This window comes from Streptomyces sp. NPDC058683 (genome assembly GCF_042716195.1).
Taxonomy (GTDB): domain Bacteria; phylum Actinomycetota; class Actinomycetes; order Streptomycetales; family Streptomycetaceae; genus Streptomyces.
The window spans coordinates 33955-53989 of the sequence record NZ_JBHXSK010000007.1 but is presented as its reverse complement, the minus strand read 5'-3'; the positions used below and the strand labels follow the sequence as shown (position 1 = coordinate 53989).

The 20035-nt window shown below is 71.8% G+C and carries 15 protein-coding genes; 9 read left to right on the top strand and 6 right to left on the bottom strand.

Features of this window, described 5'->3' with window-relative positions:
* Positions 1 to 257 precede the first annotated feature (257 nt).
* Positions 258 to 968 (top strand): tryptophan 2,3-dioxygenase family protein, encoded by a 711-nt coding sequence (locus ACFWXC_RS09425; protein WP_384475621.1) that lies wholly within the window; start codon positions 258 to 260, stop codon positions 966 to 968.
* A gap of 13 nt (positions 969 to 981) precedes the next feature.
* Complete coding sequence (locus tag ACFWXC_RS09420; RefSeq protein WP_384475618.1) at positions 982 to 2418, top strand: pyridoxal phosphate-dependent decarboxylase family protein; 1437 nt, start codon at positions 982 to 984, stop codon at positions 2416 to 2418.
* 316 nt (positions 2419 to 2734) lie between these two features.
* On the opposite strand, the gene ACFWXC_RS09415 is transcribed toward ACFWXC_RS09420, so the two are convergent.
* The gene (locus ACFWXC_RS09415; RefSeq protein ID WP_384475615.1) at positions 2735 to 3976 is read right to left on the bottom strand and encodes a PP2C family protein-serine/threonine phosphatase; all 1242 of its coding nucleotides are present in this window, start codon (positions 3974 to 3976) and stop codon (positions 2735 to 2737) included.
* 827 nt (positions 3977 to 4803) lie between these two features.
* On the opposite strand from ACFWXC_RS09415, the gene ACFWXC_RS09410 reads away from it, so the two are divergent.
* The 3 genes from ACFWXC_RS09410 to ACFWXC_RS09400 all read left to right on the top strand — a co-directional run bounded on the left by ACFWXC_RS09410 (position 4804) and on the right by ACFWXC_RS09400 (position 6233).
* Entirely contained in the window at positions 4804 to 5451 is a 648-nt protein-coding gene (locus ACFWXC_RS09410; RefSeq protein WP_384475612.1) for a DUF5994 family protein, read from the top strand.
* Between the two features lie 17 nt (positions 5452 to 5468).
* Positions 5469 to 5621, top strand: coding sequence for a hypothetical protein (locus tag ACFWXC_RS09405; protein ID WP_384475609.1), 153 nt, complete (start codon positions 5469 to 5471; stop codon positions 5619 to 5621).
* Positions 5622 to 5861: 240 nt separating this feature from the next.
* A complete protein-coding gene (locus ACFWXC_RS09400; RefSeq protein WP_384475606.1) occupies positions 5862 to 6233 on the top strand; it encodes an STAS domain-containing protein in 372 nt (123 codons plus the stop codon).
* 279 nt (positions 6234 to 6512) lie between these two features.
* Here ACFWXC_RS09400 and ACFWXC_RS09395 read toward each other — a convergent pair whose 3' ends face one another.
* A complete protein-coding gene (locus tag ACFWXC_RS09395; protein ID WP_384475604.1) occupies positions 6513 to 7289 on the bottom strand; it encodes a hypothetical protein in 777 nt (258 codons plus the stop codon).
* Between the two features lie 86 nt (positions 7290 to 7375).
* A complete protein-coding gene (locus ACFWXC_RS09390) occupies positions 7376 to 8008 on the bottom strand; it encodes an RNA polymerase sigma factor (protein ID WP_384475601.1) in 633 nt (210 codons plus the stop codon).
* 485 nt (positions 8009 to 8493) lie between these two features.
* Between ACFWXC_RS09390 and ACFWXC_RS09385 the strand changes: the two genes are divergently transcribed.
* The 4 genes from ACFWXC_RS09385 (at position 8494) to ACFWXC_RS09370 (ending at position 14777) form a co-directional block, all read left to right on the top strand.
* Positions 8494 to 8991 carry a DUF1877 family protein gene (locus ACFWXC_RS09385; RefSeq protein ID WP_384475598.1) on the top strand — a complete coding sequence of 166 codons (498 nt, stop codon included), beginning with the start codon at positions 8494 to 8496 and terminating at the stop codon, positions 8989 to 8991.
* Between the two features lie 165 nt (positions 8992 to 9156).
* Positions 9157 to 9948: a hypothetical protein gene (locus ACFWXC_RS09380; protein ID WP_384475595.1), complete on the top strand. Its 792-nt coding sequence runs from the start codon at positions 9157 to 9159 to the stop codon at positions 9946 to 9948.
* A gap of 14 nt (positions 9949 to 9962) precedes the next feature.
* A complete protein-coding gene (locus tag ACFWXC_RS09375; RefSeq protein ID WP_384475592.1) occupies positions 9963 to 12239 on the top strand; it encodes a bifunctional polysaccharide deacetylase/glycosyltransferase family 2 protein in 2277 nt (758 codons plus the stop codon).
* Positions 12240 to 12479: 240 nt separating this feature from the next.
* Entirely contained in the window at positions 12480 to 14777 is a 2298-nt protein-coding gene (locus ACFWXC_RS09370) for an N-acetylmuramoyl-L-alanine amidase (protein WP_384475589.1), read from the top strand.
* Positions 14778 to 14839: 62 nt separating this feature from the next.
* Here ACFWXC_RS09370 and ACFWXC_RS09365 read toward each other — a convergent pair whose 3' ends face one another.
* The 3 genes from ACFWXC_RS09365 to ACFWXC_RS09355 all read right to left on the bottom strand — a co-directional run bounded on the left by ACFWXC_RS09365 (position 14840) and on the right by ACFWXC_RS09355 (position 20035).
* Positions 14840 to 17953, bottom strand: a complete 3114-nt coding sequence (locus ACFWXC_RS09365; protein WP_384475586.1) for an FG-GAP-like repeat-containing protein — start codon at positions 17951 to 17953, stop codon at positions 14840 to 14842.
* 247 nt (positions 17954 to 18200) lie between these two features.
* Positions 18201 to 18839, bottom strand: a complete 639-nt coding sequence (locus ACFWXC_RS09360; RefSeq protein ID WP_384475583.1) for a response regulator — start codon at positions 18837 to 18839, stop codon at positions 18201 to 18203.
* Positions 18836 to 20035, bottom strand: coding sequence for a sensor histidine kinase (locus tag ACFWXC_RS09355; RefSeq protein ID WP_384475580.1), 1200 nt, complete (start codon positions 20033 to 20035; stop codon positions 18836 to 18838). The genes ACFWXC_RS09360 and ACFWXC_RS09355 overlap by 4 nt, the downstream gene beginning before the upstream one ends.

The window sequence follows — 20035 nt, the reverse complement described above, 5'->3', positions numbered from 1 at the left end:
CTCGGCCCAGGACAGTGACCCCGGGCTGCCGACCGGCCTCACCCGTCCCTGCTCCTCGGCGGCGCGGTGGGCGGGGCCATGACGACGGTGACTTTCCGGACACTGGACGTCAGTTCGACAAACGGAAAGGGAGTATTCACCGGTGCCGGCCACATCGGCCTTCCGGCCGACGCGCGCGTGATCGACGCTCCTGGAGTTGATGATCCATCACCCGGCGCGCATGGCCGTGCCCGTAATCGATTCGGAGCGTCACCTGAATGTCAGTGCGGCGGGACGGGACCTCGACGGCATACGAACGCTATCTGCGCACCGATGAGTTGCTCAGCCTGCAGCGGGACACGGAGGGGCGCGTCGACCCCGACGAGATGATCTTCATCGTCGTGCAGCAGTCGTCGGAGCTGTGGCTCAAACTCATCGCGTACGAGATGGAATCCGCCGTTTCCGCGACGCGCTCCGATGCCGTCCTCTCGGCCGTCCGGCACCTGCGCAGGGTCCATTCCTACCTGGTGAACCTCATGGGACAGCTCGACGCGCTGGACCACATCCCGCCGTGGTCGTACCAGAGGATCCGGACCCAGCTGGAGGACGGCTCGGGGTTCTCCTCGCCGGGATGGTCGAACACCCGGAGACTCGCCCGGTCGCTGGGTGAGGAGTTCACCGCGTTCATGGCCCGCCGGGCTGTCGGGCTGCACGAGGTCTACACGCGCCACACCGAGTTCGAGGACCTCTACCAGCTCGCGGAGAGCCTCGTCGACGTCGACAGCGACTGCATGCTGTGGCGCACGCGCCACCTGAAGGTCGTCGAGAGGATGGTCGGCGTCGACGCGGTGGGCGTGGCCGGAACTCCGATCCACGTGCTGGCGAAGCTCTCCACCGAGCGCCTCTACCCGGAACTGTGGCGGATCCGCTCCCAACTCACCAGCGAGGCGAGCGAGTACTTCGCCACCGCGCCGACGCCCGCCCCCTGACCGAAAGGCCGAGATGCCCGAGTACTCCCGCGAGTCGTTCACGGACTGGGACCACGTCGTCGCCGCCGTACGCCCCCACCTCGACGCTCTCCTCGACACCCAGCGCACTCCGTGGACACGGCCGGTCACCAGCGACGACAAGGCGTTCTACGAGCGCTCGCAGGAGGCGGGTGCGGCTCCGGAGCGCGGTACCCCGCTTCCGGAGCTGTTGACGGAGATCACCTCGACGGTCCTGGACCGCGGGTATCTCAACGGTGCCCACCCGCAGTACTTCGGCTACTTCCACCCGCGGCCGCTGCCGGCGGCCGTCCTCGGCGACAGCATCGCGTCCCTGCTCAACCAGAGCCCGGCGGCGTGGCGGATGGGGCCGGCCGCCACGGCCATGGAGAGGGAGACGCTGTCCTGGGTGGCGGACTTCGTCGGCTACCCGAACGCGACCGTCCCGGGCGGCATCTTCACCTCGGGCGGGACGATGGCCAACATATCCGCGCTGAAACTGGCCCGGGACGCCGTGCTGGGTGACGCGGTGCGGGAGAACGGGGTCACCGGCGGCGGCACCGTGTACGTCTCGTCCGAGCTGCACTACTCCATCTCCAGGGCGATGGACTTCCTCGGCATGGGGCGGGCGGCGCTGCGCGTCGTGCCGACCGACCGTGCGGGGCGGATCAGTGTCCCGGCACTGCGGGAGCGGATCGGCGCGGACGTGCGCGCCGGGCACCGGCCGGTCGCGGTCGTCGGTCTGGCGGGGGCGACGGCCACCGGCGCGATCGACCCCCTGACGGACCTGGCGCAGGTCGCGGCGGATCACCACATGTGGTTCCACGTCGACGGCGCCGCGGCGGCGGTCTTCGCCGGCCTTCCGCGCACTCAGGAGCTGTTCACCGGACTCGCGTCGGCGGACTCGGTCACCTTGGACCCGCACAAGTGGATGTTCGTGCCGTACGGGTTGGGGTGTCTGCTGGTGCGCGACGCGAGTCGGCTCTCCGCCAGCTTCGCCGACCAGGCGCACTACTGGAACCACGACTCCCGCACCGATTTCGTGTTCCTGGGTCCGGAGGGCGCGCGGCCGTGGAAGTCACTGGGACTGTGGCTGGCCCTGCGTCACCTCGGCCGCGAGGGATACGCGGATCTGCTGCTGGGCAACCTGGACGTCGCCCGGCACCTGGCCGACCGGGTCCGCGCCACCGACGGACTCGAACTCCTCACCGACCCGGTGCTCCCGATCTGCTGCTTCCGCGCGGTCCCCGAACGGGACGGCGTGGACCTCGCCGAGTACACCGAGCGGCTGCACCGCGCGGTGGTGGAACGCGGCGACTTCCACCTCACGGTCTGCCACCCGAACGGCGAGCCCTACCTGAGAGTGGCGGTGAACAACTACACCACCCGGAACGAACACGTCGACGCCCTGCTGGAGGCCGTGACCGACGCGCGCGCCGCGCTCGACGCCTGACGGTTCGGGTGGGAGCTTCGCGCTGAACGCCGTCGAGCGGGCCGGGCCACGCCGCCGGACGGCCCGGCCCGCCGCCGTCGGAGGAGGATCTCCTCGGCTTCCCGCTTGCGGCCCCGGCCGAGCCACAGACCGGCCGGGGACACCTCCGCATCGAGGTGCCCCTGCTTCGCCGCCTGTTCGAAGCAGCGCTCGGCGAGGAGGAGTTCACCCGTCGCCTGGCAGTGGAGACCCAGGTTGCATTGCGACGGCGCCTGACCCCGCAGGGACGCCTCGGGCGACGGCGCTTGCGCGGCCGTATGGCTTTTGACCTGCGGGCTCAGTCGAGGGAGGCGAGATGGTCGGCGTCGCCGCCCCGCCACTCGATGAGGAAGATGGTCGCGTCGTCGCTCGTGGTGCCGCCGCGTTCCTGTTTCAGGGCGTGGGAGAGGGCTCGCACCACCGACCGTACCTCGGCGCGTTCGCGGAGGATCCGGTTGGTCCACTCGACGAGCTGCTCCTCACCGAACTGTTCCCCGCCGGCCTGGTGCTCCTCGATCAGGCCGTCGGTGAAGCACAGCAGCCGGTCCCCGGGGCGCAGAATCCGCTCGCTGACCACCGGCTCCTCGCCGCCGAAGCCGACCGGCAACGTGGTCGGGCTCTCCAGCCGGTCCACCACGGCGCGGTCCCGGATCAGGAGCGGGGCCGGGTGTCCGGCGTTGACCCACCGCAGCCGGCCTGTGGCGATGTTCAGAACCATCATCTGCGCGGTGACGAAGTGGTCGGGGCCGAACTGCTCGTTGATGGCCCGGTCCATGAACGCGTACACCTGGGACAGATCCGTGCCGGCCCGTCGCGTGTGGCGATAGGCGCCGATGGCCACCGTCGCCATCGTCGCGGCATCCAGCCCGTGGCCCATCGCGTCGATCATGGCCACGTGCAGGACGTCACCGTTGAGGGCGTAGTCGAAGCTGTCTCCGGCCACGTCGTAGGCGGGCTCCAGGATTCCGGCCACCTCGACCTGGGGAACGGTCATCGACAGCGGGGGCAGCAACGACCACTGGATCTCCGCGGCCACGCTCATCGGGGAGCTCCGGCGGGCCTGGAAGAACAGGTCGGTGTAGGCGTCCTTGGTGACGATCATGTCCGCGACCAGACCCGCGAGTCTGCGGAGCAGGCGCCGGTCGTCGTCATCGGCCCTGTCCAGGGTGACGGCCATCGCCCCGATCTGGTCGCTGCCGTCCAGCAGCGGCAGGTACATCCGCACACTGCCGTCCTGCGGCACCTCCACCGTTCTGCGACTCAGGAACGCCTTGCCGGCGGGTGAGTCGTCGACCGACTCGGGGCCGCCGACCCTCAGCCTCCGGCCCGGCAGCGGCACCAGCAGCACCTGTTCGTAGTCCTGAAGGAGGATGGAGACCTCCCGCCCTCCGACCCTGGCCACCTCCTCCGCGACGAGCGGGGCGATCAACTCCGGCGGCATCTCGTGGGCCCGGTCCAGCAGCACGCCCAGCAGTCGTTCGCCGAACCCCTCCGACCGGTCCACCCCGATCCTGCCCGGCGTGTGCCCACCGTCCGTCATCGCTGCCTGCTTCCCTTCGCCCCGGGGCGCGATCTACCTGGGGAACGCATGGGGCGGCCCTGTCCACGCGGTGTTCGCCAGGCAGCCCGGTGCCCCGGCCTCGTCGCACCGCGGCCGGTGCGGGGCGGTGACGGCCAAAACGGCGCCGGCGCCTTCAACACCCGACCGCCTGTCCCGCCTCACGGCGCCCCGACGCAACGCACACCCCGCCCCTCTCGGATCCATCCGGCAGTCAGCGGCGATCGGCGTGGCACGACGCTGTCGACCGGCCCAGGTTTGCATCGCCGACCGGTCCGACGAGCCGATTACGCCATGGGCGGCATGTCGGCCCCCGCACCTGCCCGTCGCCGCAAGACGCCTGGGCCGGGGTGGACATGAGCGGGTCGGCCGGTGAGCGGGCCCGGCCCGGGGTACCGGTCCGATCGAACCGGGCCGACGGTGGCCACTGCCTGCTGGTCGGTATCGGTGGCCACGCAGATCGCTTCCACCGGACCGATGCCTGCGCCGCTGCCCCGCTTCCGGTGGCGCGTCGGCCGTCCTCCAACGACCCCGGCGTATACACACCGGGGTCGCCCTTCCAGGCCGATCGCACGTGAGAGTGTGCCGACCCGTTTTCAGCCTATGCCTGATGCGCAGGTCAGGCATCAGGGGTTTCGTGCTCCGCTCGGGGGGCGGTTCATCCGCCTGCGCGACGGTCCGTTCGGCTTGTCCGAGGAGTACGCTGGCACTACCGAGGATATTTCGCGCACCGGCTACCACGCTCGTGTCGTTTTCGGCGATTGAATAGGCCGGGCCGATCGCGGTCGGCCCGGGGCAGGGTTCGCGTCATGACTGCGGCCATTTCCTTCTCGCCGACACTCGAAGACCGGTTGTCCCCGTCCTCTCCGTCTCCGTCGTCCGCTCCCTCTTCGCCCCCGCTCCGCCTGTCGCTGGCTCCCGTCGGCGCCGTGCCGGCTCTCCTGGACGGCGCATGGTGGCCCCGCTCCCGTGATCTCGGGGCGGAACTCCCCGCCCTGACCGCCGTGCTGGATCCGCTGTGGGGGCGGATCACCCGGGTCACGGTGAATCCCACCCACTGGCCGGTCGTTCCACGCAAGGTGCCCGTCGCCGGGCATGTGGTCAAGGTGGGCTGGTTCCTGGCCGAGCAGGACCCGCACGAACTGCTGCTGCTCTCCTACCGCGTGGGCCGGTGGAACCTGCTGGTGATACCGCCTCAGACGGATCAGGTCTCGGCCGCCTGGCTGATGGCCGCCGCGAGCGACCCGCTGGGTACGTCGACCGCGAGCCGGTTGATGGAGGAGGAGGCGCGTCTGCGGACGGTGTCCGAGACCGACCGGGCCGTGGAGGCGGTCTGGGACACCGAGGGCGGACACGGGGCCCGTGATCCTGCCGCACTGCCTCGGCCTCGGATCCCGGCGGTCGCGGCCACGGACAGAGACCGATCCGCCGCACCCGCCGGGCCGTCGGGGATGTGAGAGCCGTGGAGACCTTCGTGACCGTTGCCGTCGTCATGGCGATGATCGCTCTGGGTGTGCTCCTCATCCACCTGCTCAACCGGCAGCACAGCGACGGCATCGCCGCCGTCCACCACGGCCGCACCCGGGCGACCGTGCGGGGACGCCGCACCCGGAAGGGAGTGGGGTGAGTCCCCGTGTGATCCCGCTGAGGATTCTGGCGGACACCAGGGGGCGCTGACCGCCCGGCTGGGGCCGCTCGCCCGTGTCGGCCTCGATGCGGGCGCCGGCCGTACCCGGCGACACCGTGATCGTCACTCGGGGCGGGCAGGACCGGGTTCGTCAACCCGGTTCGCCGCATCGGGAGTTCCTCCGTCCGTCACCGCGCACGGCCACCCCACCCGCACCCCATGCGTCCGAACAGAGGATCCATGCCCCTCCCACAACTGAACGTCTACCGGCACGACCGCGACACCCGCGCTCTGATCACCCTCGCGGGAGAGATCGACCTCGCCACGGCACCGCAGGTGAGCGAGGCGCTGGCCGAGTGCCTGAGCGACGGCATCCGCGGCATCGACGTCGACCTCACGGCGGTCACCTTCTGCGACGCCAGCGGACTCAACGCCTTCCTCAGGGCATACCGGCTTGTCACGGATGCCGGTACGACCCTGCGACTGCACCACCCGTCGCAGGCCATGGCCCGCGTCATCGAGATCACCGGCTCCGGATTCCTGCTTCACCCGGTCCTCACCGGTCGCGCACGACCACGCCGGATTCCCGTCACCGCGGGCGGTGCGCTGTGAGGGCCCCGCCCTGGCGGGATCAGCCGCCGTAGGGCGACGGAAGCACACCGCCCGCCGCCTCAAGAAACGCCTGCTCGCCGACGGGCGGTCAGTACAGGTGGTCCAGGCCAGCGCCACGGCCGGCAGATAGAGCGGCAGACCGAGCCGGCCCGTCACCATCGTCAGGCCGAGCACGGCAGCCGGACTGCGCGCGACCCGCCCCACCGCACAGACCTGGACCACGACCAGGCCCGACACCGCTGTCGACCACCCTGGCCCACCCATGCGGGGAGGCGGGGGCTACTTGTTCTTGCCGTTGCCCTGCCCGCCGTTCGCCTTGCTGTCGGCAGACGTGTTGTCGGAAGCGCCGGTGTCGCCCGCCGTGCCGTTGGCGGAGTTCGCGGCGCCCTGGCCGGACTTGCCCGCACCGGTCGCGTGGCTCGGCTTGGCCGTCTCTCGTGCCAGCTGCCCGGAACAGTAGGCCGCAACCTTGTCCGCGCCGCCGGCTGCCGCGACCAGTCGCTGCCAGGCCGTCGCACCCAGTGCCTTGCCGTGGCCCTGGACCTGCTCGTAGGCACGGCAGTGGGCTTCGGTGTCCTTGGCGGTGGCGGGCCGGTCCGTCGGCCGAGCACTACCGGACGGGGGTGACGCGGCCCCGCCACCCGGCCGGTGCGAGGCGGCCGCCGACGGGGACGTCGTTCCCCGGCCGTCGCCCGCACCTGAGTCGGCGGAACCGGCGGAACCGATGGCCGCGACCGCCACACCCCCCAGCGCGAGGCTGGCGAAGACCACGCCGAACGTCAGTTTCGCCGGGCGCCGGGCCTGCCGCTCGGCCGCCGGCCGCCAGTCGTCCCGGCGCCGGGTACGTGCGCGATGCGCACCCGAGGCGTGGGCCGCCCGGAATGCGGCCACGGCCTGCCGCTCGCCCTGGGACGCGAGATCGTCCGCGCGGACGGCGGCGGCCAGTGCCCTTTCCAGCGCGGCGTCGTCACCCGCGTCCCCGGGATCGGACAGGGCGCCGCCGGGCTGCACACGTCGACGGCCCCGTACCCCGTCGCCGCCCAGCCGTTCACCCATGTCCGCTTCCGTTCCTGTCCGACCGCTTCGATTCGTCCGCTGTCCCGGTTCCGACGCCTGCCGGTCGGTCCTGCCGCGGTTGTCGTTCATGTCGACTCCCCCAGCGCACGGGAAGCCACATCCGTCACACCGTCCTCGACTTCGCCACCGATGCCCAGCTGACGGCCGAGGCGCTTCAGACCCCGGTGGGCGGCCGTGCGCACCGCGCCCGGCCGCTTGCCCAGGACCCGCGCCGCGGCGGGACCGTCCAGACCGACCACGACCCGCAGGAGCACGGCCTCGGCCTGGTCCCGCGGCAGCCCGCGGATCAGCTCCAGCGCCCACTCGGTGGAGAGGGACTCCAGAGCCTGCTCATGGGTGTTGTGCGGGCCCGCCAGATCCAGTACGTCGTGGTCGGTGCCGCCGGCCTGGGGCCGCACCCGCCGCCGACGCAGGTGGTCCAGCGCCCGGTGCCGGGCGATGGTCGCGGTCCAGCCGCGGAAGCCTGCGCCGTCGCCCTTGAAACGCCCGAGGTCGCGGGCTATCTCCAGCCAGGCGTCGGACGCCACGTCCTCCGCCTCCTCGCCGACGACGCCGCGAAGGTAGCCGAGCAGGCCCGGCTGCACGATCCGGTAGGCGACCTCGAAGGCGGCCTCGTCGCCGTCCTGGGCGCGCGCGACCGCCGCGCCCAGTTCCCCGTCGTACTCCTGTACGCGCCGGGGTTGCCGCACCTGGCCCAAGATTGCCCTCGTTCGCACCGACCACAACCGATTTCACACCGTCCGCCGTGCTCCGGTCGCAACGACGGCCCCAGGATGACCAGCGCACGCGCTCACAGAAACGTCACAACGCCCCAGGGGCCCTGTCCGGTATCAGCCGTTTCCCAGCGCTCGGCCGCCGGATTCGGCAGGCGCGACTGCGACGGAGCGGGACCGGCGTCGTCCGAGCCGGGTGCCGCTTCCCGCAGGCCCTGCGTCGGGGAGCAGGAAAGGCTCTGCACCGACCGCGCGGGCCGCGGCGACCTCGCCGAGGACGGCACCGCGACCCGCCCTCCCCGGTCCCTCCCCGGTGCCTCTCCGGTGCCTCTCCGGTGCCTCTCCGAGGGGCGGCCGACCGGCCGGCAGCGGGCGATCGGCAGCGCGCCGAGGCCCGCCACGGCCACCGCCCCGAGCCCGTGACCGCCGGGCAGCGTGATGCTTCGGCGCCCTCGTGCGCTCCCACTGTCATGAGTACGTACCTCCGTCTGCGAGCGGTACCGGCCCCGGCACTGCGCAACAGTCCGACTTGGCTGGAACGGCTTTTCGCGAGCGATGCGGCGACCGTCCGGCACCAGCCCGGCCAGTGCCTCGAAGAGGTGCTGGACGAGTGCTGCCTGGACCAGGAGCGCATCTACACCGGCGCTCCGCCGGCCGGTCCCCCGGAACGGCCCCAGGCCCAGGTGGTGCTCGGCGGCCGCCCCGTGTTCCGCACCGACCGGCAGAATCCGCCGTTGCTGGTCCTCACGGCCGCCCAGGCCCGCAGGGTGGCCGAATTCCTGGAGCACACCGATTTCGACGCGCTGTGGGACTCGGCCCGGGACGGACTGCTGCCCCGCTACGGCGGAGCGACCGCGGAGCCCGAGACGTCGCGTGCGTTCGCCACCACGCACCGGGAGCTGCGGGAGTTCTACACGCACACGGCCGCGTGCGGGAACGCGGTGGTGAAGTGCCGTTCCAAGGCGTGAGGAGTGGCGATCCGAGACGGGAGAGGTGCCGCTGCGCGGCGGGACATGTGAGTGTCCGGGGTGGGACATATGGCTGTCCGAGGCGGGAGGTGTAACAGTTTCGGCCCGCTGCGCTCTTTCCATGCGGACGACCACGTCGGTCGGCTGGGAGAGGAGGCGGGACTCGTGCAGTGGACGGACGACAGCGGCGCAGGGTACGGCGGGGAGCCGTATGCCGGCGTCGGGTACGGGCCCGGGCACGGGCACGGGTACGCCCACGGTCGCGAGGGCGCCGGCGGCACCACCGCCGACACGGCCACGGCGGAGCCGGAGCCCCGGGTCGCCGGTGCACCGGTGCTCGTTGCCGGGCCGGACCACCTCGCCTGGGCGGAGTGGGACTCTCCGCACGGTGACGTCATCACCGTGCTGCCGACGGACCTCGACGACTCCGACCGTCCCGCATCGGAGCAGGACACGCCGGAGAGCGATCCGGCGCGGCCCGTCTTCGTGGACGCCTCGGGGCGCCGCCAGCGCCGCGTGCGGCGCGCCGCACAGCTGCTGGTGATCCCCGCGGGCGTCTATGTCGCCCTGCTGGTCAGCGCGTTGCTGGGTGGCCCCACCCTCAGCGCTCCGTTCGTCCCGCTCCCGGACACCACGCACCCGGCCGCGCCCCGGGCGACCGCCCCCGGTTCTCCCGCCGGTACGGGTCACACGGCGACGAGCGCGGACTCCGGCGCGACGGACGAGAACGCCCGTCCCACGACGTCGCGGACGGCCTCCGGCCAGACCGGCAGGCAGACGGCCGCGACCACCCCCGTGGCCACGTCCGCCACCACCGCGACGCCCACCGGAACCGCCTCCATGGCCACGACCGCAAGTCCCACCACCAGCGCCGGTGCGAGTGCGAGCGCCACCGGCACCGACGCACCCTCCGCGAAGGGGCACGGCAAGGCCGCGTCCCACAAGCCCGTGAAGTGACCCAAGGCCCTGACGTGACCGACCCGACCGACCCGTTCGACCCGACCGATCGCCGGCGCCGTTCCGCCGTACCCCTCCGCACCGCCGTACCCCGCCGCGCCGCCGTACTCCGCCGCACCGCCGTGCCCCGCCTCCGCGGCCGTACCCGCCGGGTCGTCCCCCGCACCCACTGGCTGCTGCTCTGCGTGCTCGTGGTGACCCTGTCGGCAGCCCTCCTGCTGCAGGGCTACACCCACCACATGTTCGGGATCACCTCGGACGACGTGACCGGCCCCCGCGGCCGGGCCGACACGGTGCCCGGCCAGGTGGCCCACGGCGGCCCCGTGATCGCCAACGCCGCCGGCTCCCCGCACACCGCCCGTCCGAAGGCCCGCACCATCGCCCTCACCTTCGACGACGGCCCCGACCCCGTCTGGACCCCGCGCATCCTCGACGTGCTGCGCCGCAACCACGTGCACGCGACCTTCTTCGTCGTCGGCACCCAGGTCGTGGCCCACCCGGAACTGGTCCGCAGGATCGTCTCCGAGGGTCACCAGATCGGCATCCACACCTTCACCCACCCCGACCTCTCCCGCCTCGCCCCGTGGCAGCGTTCCCTGGAACTGCGGGAGACCCAGCTGGCGGTGGCCGGCGCGGCCGGCGTCACCAGCGCGCTGCTGCGGCCGCCGTACTCCTCGGAGAACGACGCGCTGGACGACGCCGACTGGTCCGTCCTGAAGCAGGCCGACTCGGCCGGGTACGTCACGGTGCTCTCCACCCTGGACGCCGAGGACTGGCAGCGCCCCGGCACCGCCCGCGTCCTCGCGAACGCGACACCGCACGGCAAGGCCGGGCAGATCGTGCTGATGCACGACGCGGGTGGTGACCGCTCGGAGACCGTCGCCGCCCTGAACACGCTGATCCCCCGGCTCAAGGCACAGGGCTTCCGGTTCACGACGGTCGGCGCCGCGGTCGGCATGGCCGGCCCCGTCCAGCCCGCCGGGCTGGGCAACCGTCTCCAGGGCATCGCCCTGATCAAGATGCTGCAGCTCGGCGACGGGACCATCCGGCTGCTCGGCGTGCTGATGTACGCGGCCGGAGCGATCAGCGTGCTGCGTGCGGCGGTCGTACTGGTCGCGGCCCGCCGGCACCGCCGGCTGCGCACCGGGCGCCGGGCCAGGCCCTGGGGACCGCCGGTGACCGAACCGGTCAGCGTCATCGTCCCGGCGTACAACGAGAGCGCCGGCATCGAGGCGGCCGTACGCTCCCTGGTCGCCTCGGACCATCCGGTGGAGATCATCGTGGTGGACGACGGCTCCACCGACGGGACCGCCGACCTGGTGGAGGCCCTCGGTCTGCCGGGGGTGCGGGTGATCCGGCAGCGGAACGCGGGCAAGCCCGCCGCGCTCAACACCGGCCTGGCCGCCGCCACCTGCGACCTGGTGGTCATGGTCGACGGCGACACCGTCTTCGAACCCGACGCCGTCCGCATGATCGTGCAGCCCTTCGCCGACCCCCGCACGGGCGCCGTCTCCGGCAACGCGAAGGTCGTCAACCGCGGTGGCCTGCTGGGCCGTTGGCAGCACATCGAGTACGTGGTCGGCTTCAACCTCGACCGCCGTCTGTTCGACCTCGCCGAGTGCATGCCGACCGTGCCCGGAGCGGTCGGGGCGTTCCGGCGCCGGGCCCTGCTCGCCCTCGGCGGGGTCAGCGACGTCACCCTCGCCGAGGACACCGACCTCACCATGGCGCTGTGCCGGGCCGGATGGCGTGTGGTGTACGAGGAAAAGGCGGTGGCCTGGACCGAGGCGCCCGCGTCCCTGGGCGCCCTCTGGCGGCAGCGGTACCGCTGGTGCTACGGCACCCTTCAGGCGATGTGGAAGCACCGCGGCGCGCTGGCGCAGGGTGGCGCCGCAGGCCGGCTCGGCCGCCGGGGCCTGGTCTATCTCCTCCTCTTCCAGGTCCTGCTGCCGCTGCTCGCCCCCGTGGTCGACGTCTTCGCCCTCTACGGCCTGGTCTTCCTCGACCCGCTGCGCATCACCGCCCTCTGGCTCGCCTTCCTGCTCCTGCAACTGCTGATGGGCCTGTACGCGTTCCGCCTGGACGGAGAACGCCCCGGCCCGCTGTGGAGCCTGCCGCTGCAGCAGTTCGTCTACCGCCAGTTGATGTACCTGGTGGTCATCCAGTCCGTCTTCACCGCCGTGTCGGGTTCACGGCTGCGGTGGCAGCGCATGGAGCGCTACGGCAGCCTGCGGGCACCGGCCGGTGCGGAGACGTCCGACGAGGACCGCCCTCCGCGGGTCCCCGCCTGAACCGGGGTCCGCCCCGGGACCCGGGACCCGGGAGGACGACACCGGTCCGCAGCGCAGTGATCCACGTCACCACGGCCTGCATTCCTGTGACGTTCACCAGTCCCACTGCGCTTGGAAGAAGGCAGTCGCCTGTGTGCCCGCTGTGCCTCAGGTGACCACAGTGACTTCATCTGCGGCCTTCGCGGCCTTCTTCAGGGGGGATACGTCTTGAGCAGTCGTACGTCGCATGCGTACAGACCGTTGAGTTTCAGGCGACGAGCGTGGCTGACGCTCGGCGCGGTCGTTCTGGGCAGCGGGGGCGTGGTGACCTACGCCGTCGCCGGCCCCGGCGGCGATCCCGGTGCGGCAACGCGGGCCAAGCGGCCGGTGAAGGTGTACGACCTCGCACTCCCGGCCGCCGCGGGCGGCAAGCGCGCCCTGCCGCGCACGGACACGAGGCAGTTCTCGCTGGTCGGCGTCTCCTGGAGCGGCCCCTCCGCGCGGCTGCGCGGCACGGCCCAGGTGCGCACCCACAGCGTCGGGACCGGCACGTGGAGCGCCTGGCGCGACCTCGAACTCGACGCGGACCCGCTGGAGCGGCCCGAGCCCGGGGCGCGCGGCGCGTCCGAGCCGCTGTGGGTCGGCCCCTCCGACGGTGTCCAGGTCCAGGTCGTGCACGAGGACGGCTCGACCGGTCTGCTCCCGAAGGGACTTGAGGTCAACCTCGTCGATCCGGGTGTGGTGACCGACGCCGAGACCAAGACGGGCGGCAACGACCCCGATCCGGCCGCGTTCCGGGCCGAGGACAGCCCGGGCGGCACGAGCAGCCCGTCCACCACCGGCTCCGCGGCACCGACCGATGGCACGACGGACACGCCGACGGACGATCAGACCAGTACCTCCCCGGAGCCGACCGACACCACATCCGCACCCACGTCCACACCCACTGAGCCGGCTTCCCCGTCGCCCTCCACGAGCGCGCCGGATTCCGCTTCCCCCTCGGCGAGCGCGTCCGCGACCACGCCGTCGGCACCGCCGTCCACGGTTCCCGAGCCGCCGATCACCTCACGTGCCGGCTGGGGCGCGGACGAGTCGCTGAGCCCCGACGCGCCGGAGTACGACACGGACGTGAAGGCCGTCTTCGTCCACCACACGGACGGCGCCAACGACTACTCCTGCGCCGACTCCGCGTCGATCGTGCGCGGCATCTACGCGTACCACGTGCAGGTCAACGGCTGGAAGGACATCGGCTACAACTTCCTCGTGGACAAGTGCGGCACCATCTTCGAGGGCCGCAAGGGCGGCGTCGGACGGCCGGTGCTCGGCGCCCACACCTACGGCTGGAACCGGGAGTCCGCCGGCATCGCGGTGCTCGGCGACCACACGGCCACCAGCGCCACCGCCGCCACGCTGACCTCCGTCGCCCGCCTGGCGGCCTGGAAGCTCGGCCAGTACGGCGCCGACCCCGCCGGAACCGTCCAGCTCACCGCGGGTGCCACCCAGACCAACTACTTCGGCACCGCCTACACCAGCGGCGCCAAGTACACCTTCCACCGGATCTCCGGCCACCGCGACGGCTACAACACCCAGTGCCCCGGCGACTCCCTCTACGACCAGTTGCCCACCATCCGCGCCTGGGCGTCCGGCCCGGTGCAGGGCCTGAAGGTGACCTCGGTCGGCGGCGCGGGCCTGTCCGGCTCGACGTACTACACCAAGGGCGCGATCACGGTGCACTGGGCGGCCGGCACGCCCGGCACGCTCATCAGCGGCTTCCAGCTGCTGGTGGACGGAAAGGCCGTCACCTCCGTGTCCGGCACCGCCACCTCGGCGAGCACCACCCTGGCCCCGGGCAGCCACACCGTGGCGGTACGGGCCGTGCACCAGTCCGGCAGGACGGTGACGACCTCTTCGCTGACCGCCGTGACGGAGACGACGGCGCCGACGTTCGCCACCAGCCCGGCGCTGTCCCTGCGCACCGGCACCGTCAGCACCACCGCCGTACCGGTCGCCCTTCGCTGGAAGGCGACCGACAACACGGCCCTGCGGTCCGTCAACCTGCTGTCCCCGTCGACCGCGACCTTCGGCCCGACCACCACCAGCTCCAACCGGACCGCGACGTCCGGCACGGCGACCACCTGGTCGATGCGGGCCTATGACTACGCCGGCAACTACCGCACGTCCTCCGCGTCCTACACCCCGGTGATCCAGCAGGAGTCCGCCGCGACCAGGTACGGCAGCTGGACGACGCGCTCCTCCACCGGCTATCTCGGCGGCAAGTCGTACTCCACCGGCGCCAAGGGCGCGAGCCTGACCTGGACCTTCACCGGCCGCTCGGCGGCGTGGGTGGTCTCCCGGGCCGCCGGCTCCGGCCAGGCGTACGTCTACGTCGACGGGGTGAAGGTCACCACCGTCGACCTGAAATCCGCCACCACTCTGTACCGGCAGGCGATCTGGACGAAGACGTGGCCGAGCAGTGCCAAGCACACCGTGAAGATCGTCGTGGCCGGCACCACCGGCCGCCCGACGATCACCACGGACGGCCTCGTCTACATCAAGTAGCAGTGCGAAGGCGCCCGGCGACATCAAGTCTCCGGGCGCCTTTGGAGGACCGAACTCGGCGCCTACGAAAGGGCCTTGTAGCCGCTCCAGCCGCTCGCGATCTGCGTCCGCGGGCCGAACGAGCCCTTTCCGTCCCCGTTGTTGCGCCACACCTTGCCGCTGGTGTCGCGGGAGACCAGGTCCGGCCGGCCGTCGTCCGTGATGTCGCCGACCCCGACGACCGCGTTGTACGAACCGCCCCAGTTCGACAGCACCTTGACACGGGCCGCGAACGTGCCGTCGCCCTTGCCGTTGTAGCGGTAGACGTTGTTGGACGTGTCCTGGGCCAGCAGGTCGGCCTTGCCGTCGCCGGTGATGTCACCGGTGCCGACGATCTTCTTGTAGCCCTTCCAGTTGTCGTAGAGCTTGACGCGGGCGGCGAGCTTGCCGGCGCTCGTCCCCTTGTAGAGGTAGACCGCTCCGGTGGACGAGTTCCTCGCGATCAGGTCCGGGCGTCCGTCACCGCTCACGTCGCCGGGCGAGGTGAGCACGTTGTACTGCGTCCAGCCGCTGGTCCCGAGGGTCGTGTACGACGTCGACGGCTTGACCGCGGCCCCGCAGCCCGGCTTGTACAGCCGCAGCGCGCCGCTGCTGTAGCGGACGAGGACGTCGTTGCAGCGGTCGCCGCTGAGGTCGCCGAAGGGGATCGCCATGACGGTCGTGGGCCAGCCGGTGCCCGTGTACTTGTCGCCGAGCTTGCCCGTCCCCGTGCCGCTGTGGAAGGTCAGCCCGCCCGAGGAGTTCAGGGTGAGCAGGTCGCCGCGGCCGTCCGGGCCGTCGGGGCTGACGAAGTCGCGGCGCACGGCGGCTCCGCGCTGCAGGAAGCCCTCGTCGCTGGTCACCGTGTTCGCCGTGGCGGTGCCGAGGCCGGTCGCCTTCAGCGTCCAGGTGAAGTGGCCGTTGGGGAAGTAACTCCCGCTCGCCGTCCTGCCGTTCCAGGTCGCCGTCACCCGGCCCGAGGTCGCGCCGCCGGTCACCGTGCGGGTGGCCTTGCCGTTCGCGCCGCTCTGAACCGAGGTGAAGGTGAGCGACCAGGAGGTGGCCGGGCGGGACAGCACCCAGGCGCCCTCGAAGGGCATCCCCGGGTCCACATAGCTGCCGGCCGACGTCTCGAAGGCCGTCACGGCGGACGGGGCGATGCCCGTGGTGGTGACGTGGGTGCGCTCGTAGTCGTCGAACCAGGCGACCAGGCCGGTGTACTCGTCGACCGTCCAGCGGTAACGGCGGTCCACGGTCAGGCCCTTGTCGGCCAGGCCGGAGGCGATCGTGCGCGTGATGCCGGTGGCCGCCTCGGTGAGGACCAGCGTGCCCGCGCCCTGGTCGTGGCGGACGGTGAAGCCGTCGCCGAGCAGCACGTCACCGGGGGTGACCGCCCTCGACGTACCCGCCTTGGTGTCGTACACGCCCGCGGAGTCCGTCCCGCAGGCCCAGTACACCCAGCGGCCCGCCGCCTGGAGTTCGCTCGGCACGCAGGCCAGGCCCGGGACGGTCACCGTGGTGAGCGTCTTCTCCTGCGGGATGCCGTACGAGGTCAGCTTGCCGACGGTGGAGGCGCTCCACAGGGTGGAGCCGTTCAGGGCGGCGGCGCGCACGGACCGCTTCAGCTTCTGCCCCTGGCCGAACTCGCCGACGTACTGCGCCGGGGAGGTACCGCCGGAGTTGAAGACGGCGTAGTCGTCGGAGACGTCGACGATGCGGCCGCCCTGGCCGCCGAAGTCCAGATCGTGACCGCCGACCTCCACCAGCCGGTCGTCGCCGAGGCCCTCGCCCTCGTCGGTGCCGCCGTTCGCGTCGAGGTAGACGTCCCGGGCGTCGAGGTTCCCCCACAGCGCCGAGCACGTGGTGCCCTCGTACGGGCAGATGGCGCTGTAGATCGAGCCGCTAGCCGTGGCCTCGGACGCCGTCAGCGTGGCGGAGCCGTCGGTGGTGAGGGTGCGCACGGACGTGGTGTCCGCGGTGGCGTTCGGGTTGTCCTCGGCGACCCGCAGGCTGCCGCGGCTGAGCGCGATGCCCGTCTTGGCGTTCTCCACCGCCGGGGCCTGCTGGACCTTCTCCAGCTTGAGCGTGCCGTCCTCGGCCTGGCTCACCCGCCGCACCCACCAGTCGGTGGCGTCGGTGCCGCCGGTGACCAGCGCACTGCCGTCACCCGCCGCCAGCGTGTACTCGCCGGCGCTCGCCAGCAGGGTCTGCTGCACCGAGGGATCGTCGACATCGACCGCGAGCAGCCGGGAGCCGAGCGCGCTGGAGGACAGCGGCAGCAGCAGCCAGTGGCCGACCAGGACCGGGTCGCCGTCGAGCGCGCCCGGGTTGGCGGGCAGCGTGACGACCTGCTCGGCGGCGGCCAGGTCGGTGCGGGACTTCAGGTGCAGCTCGGCGGTGCCGGCCTGGTACCAGCCGATGCGGTCCTCGCTCATCACGTAGTGCGAGGCGTAGGTGGCGTCGGTGAACGCGTAGGTGTTCACGGCCGAGCCGACGTCGATGTAACCGATCCTGCTGGTGCTGGCCGACCAGAGCACACCGGCGGAGTCCGCCCCGAGGACGTCCTCGCTCCCCACGCTCGTGGCGTCACCGGTGACCTTGCGGGTGCGCCACTCGCCGTCGACCTTGTCGATCAGGGCCTGGGTGGTGACGATCGTGTCGCCGGCGAGGGCCCGGTAGTAGCCCTGGCCGTTTTGGATGGAGCCGTTCCAGCTCACCTTCTTGGAGGTGGCCGTCGCCGGGTCCCACAGGGTGGCGTACGCGTCGTTGGCCGTGGCCGGCAGCGCGACCAGGTCGCCGTCCGAGCCGTACCAGGCGTGACGGCACTCGGAGCCGATGGACGTGCAGCCGGTGCCCGGGGTATAGACGCCACCGGCGTTCTCGACGGTGACGGTCCTGCCGGTCGCGTAGTCGGACCACAACAGTCCGGTCCTGCCGGTCTGCCGGTGCAGGAAGCCGGTGTCGCCCGCGACGTACGGGCGGTCGGTGCGTGGTGTGGTCGAGCCGGGGTCGACCAGTGTGATCGCGCTGGTGTCGGCCTCGGTCGCTTCCGCGGAGCCGTCCTCCGAGAGGACGACGACGGACGCGGCCGCTACGGCGATCGCGAGCGAGGAGACGGCGGCGGCCAGACCGCCCCGTCTCAGGGCGTGTCTGCCCACGTGATGTTCCCTCCCCTACGAGGGTCCGTACCCTCGCACAAGTGGCCGGATCGTACCAAGGCTTGGCAAAGAAAGGGATGCTCTCGCAGGTGAGAGGGGACGGGCAGGCCACCCGGTACAGGCGGGCAGCGGCCGTGGCTGTCCGGCCTTGAGGGCACGGATCGGGCACAGCCATGCGCGCGTACCTTTCAGGGCCTGCCTTTCAGGGCCGTCTTCGAGTTGCCGGGACCGAACCCTGACGGCGCTTCTAAGGCCGTCGCAGGAACCCCCTCTCCATGGCCACCACCACCGCCCTCGTCCGGTCGTTCACATCGAGCTTGGCGAACAGGCGCAGCAGATGCGTCTTCACCGTGGCCTCGGCGATCACGAGGCGTCTGCCGATCTCGGCGTTGGTGAGGCCGTCGGCCACCGCGTTGAGGACGTCGGTCTCCCGGTCGGTCAGCGGGTCCTGGACGGGACGCCGCATCCGCGCCACGAGCTTCTCGGCGACCCGGGGAGCGAGCACCGTCTCGCCACGTGCCGCCGCGTGGATGGCGTCGACGAGCTGCTCGCGCGTGGTGTCCTTGAGGAGATAGCCGATGGCCCCGGCCTCCACACCGCGCTCGATCTCCGTATCGGTGTCGTACGTCGTCAGGATCAGCACCCGGGTACGTGGATACCGGGCGACGATCTCGGTCGTCGTGGCCACCCCGTCGAGCACGGGCATCCGCAGATCGACCAGGGCGACATCGGGGTCGTACCGCTCGACGAGTTCGAGCGCCGCGCGTCCGTCGCCCGCCTCGCCGACGATCTCGATGCTGTCCTCGGCCGCGAGCAGGGCGACCACTCCGGCCCGCATCACGGTGTGATCGTCCACCACGACGATGCGCAGACCCCGTCCGCTCATGCCTCCACCCCGCTCGCCAGCGGGATCATCGCCAGGATCCGCGTACCGTCGCCCACCGAACTCGTCACTGTCAGCCTCCCGCCCAGCTCCGCCAGTCGCTTGCGCATGCCGTCGAGCCCGAAGCCCGTCGACTCCCCCGCCACGAACCCGCTGCCGTCGTCGGTGATCTCCAGCTCCACTCCGTAGGGACGCCGGACCAGCACCACCCCCACCGTGGACGCGCGCGCGTGTTTGCGCACGTTGGCCAGGGACTCCTGGGTGCAGCGCAGCAGCGCGATCCGGGTCTGCTGGTCGCACTCCAGGTCTGCCAGGTCGGCGTCCACGGCGAGCCCGGTGTCCTCCGCGAAGCGGTCCAGGGTGCGGCGCAGCGTCTGCGCCACCGTGCCGGCCGCCGCCCGGCCCGGACCCGGCTGCCGCGCCGAGCCCACCAACTCCCGGGCCTCGGTGAGGTTTTCCCGGGCGGTGGATTCGATCGACCGCAGTTGCCGGGCACTGCGCGCCGGGTCGTCGGACATGCCCGCCCGTGCCGCCTCCGCGAGGACGATGATCGACGCGAAGCCCTGCGCGAGCGTGTCGTGGATGTCCCGTGCGATGCGTTCCCGTTCGTCCGCCGCGCCCTGCCGCTGGTGCGCCTCGGACAGCTGCGCCTCCGTCCGCTCCAACTCCTCGATCAGCCGCGCCCGTTCACTGCTCTGCGCGACGACCGAGTGCGCCCACAGGCCGATCAGCACACCCACCGCGACCACGATCAGGGTGGACACCAGCGTCTCGCCGAAGAACTCCGCCGACCAGCCCTGCCGGACCAGGGCCCCGGTCAGCGTGACACCGGTGGCCGCTGCGAGGAACCCCATGGAAGTCCTCGGAGTACGCCCGAACATCCAGTAGTGCGGCAGCGTCACCATGAACAGCGCCGCATAGCTGCTGCCCAGATACGCCAGCCCGCCGAGTGCGAGCACCAGCACCGAGAGATAGACCTGCGGACGTACGACGGGATTCCCCGGGAAGCGGTCGAGAACCGCGTAGCACAGCACCACGCAGCCGAGCAGCGCGAGCGCCTTGTACTTGCTCCCGCCGGACGGAGCCGTCGTCACCAGCCCGACGGCCATCGCACCGAAGAGCGCCCAGCACACCGTGTTCCACCGGCGCAGCGACGTGGCCCAGAAGGCGTCGGCCAAGGGGTCGGCGAGAGCGGTCAT

Coding starts and splice junctions, on each gene's coding strand:
- ACFWXC_RS09425 (WP_384475621.1), top strand. CDS start 258: ATGTCAGTGCGGCGGGACGGGACCTCGACGGCATACGAACGCTATCTG.
- ACFWXC_RS09420 (WP_384475618.1), top strand. CDS start 982: ATGCCCGAGTACTCCCGCGAGTCGTTCACGGACTGGGACCACGTCGTC.
- ACFWXC_RS09415 (WP_384475615.1), bottom strand. CDS start 3,976: ATGACGGACGGTGGGCACACGCCGGGCAGGATCGGGGTGGACCGGTCG.
- ACFWXC_RS09410 (WP_384475612.1), top strand. CDS start 4,804: ATGACTGCGGCCATTTCCTTCTCGCCGACACTCGAAGACCGGTTGTCC.
- ACFWXC_RS09400 (WP_384475606.1), top strand. CDS start 5,862: ATGCCCCTCCCACAACTGAACGTCTACCGGCACGACCGCGACACCCGC.
- ACFWXC_RS09395 (WP_384475604.1), bottom strand. CDS start 7,289: ATGGGTGAACGGCTGGGCGGCGACGGGGTACGGGGCCGTCGACGTGTG.
- ACFWXC_RS09385 (WP_384475598.1), top strand. CDS start 8,494: ATGAGTACGTACCTCCGTCTGCGAGCGGTACCGGCCCCGGCACTGCGC.
- ACFWXC_RS09360 (WP_384475583.1), bottom strand. CDS start 18,839: ATGAGCGGACGGGGTCTGCGCATCGTCGTGGTGGACGATCACACCGTG.
- ACFWXC_RS09355 (WP_384475580.1), bottom strand. CDS start 20,035: ATGACCGCTCTCGCCGACCCCTTGGCCGACGCCTTCTGGGCCACGTCG.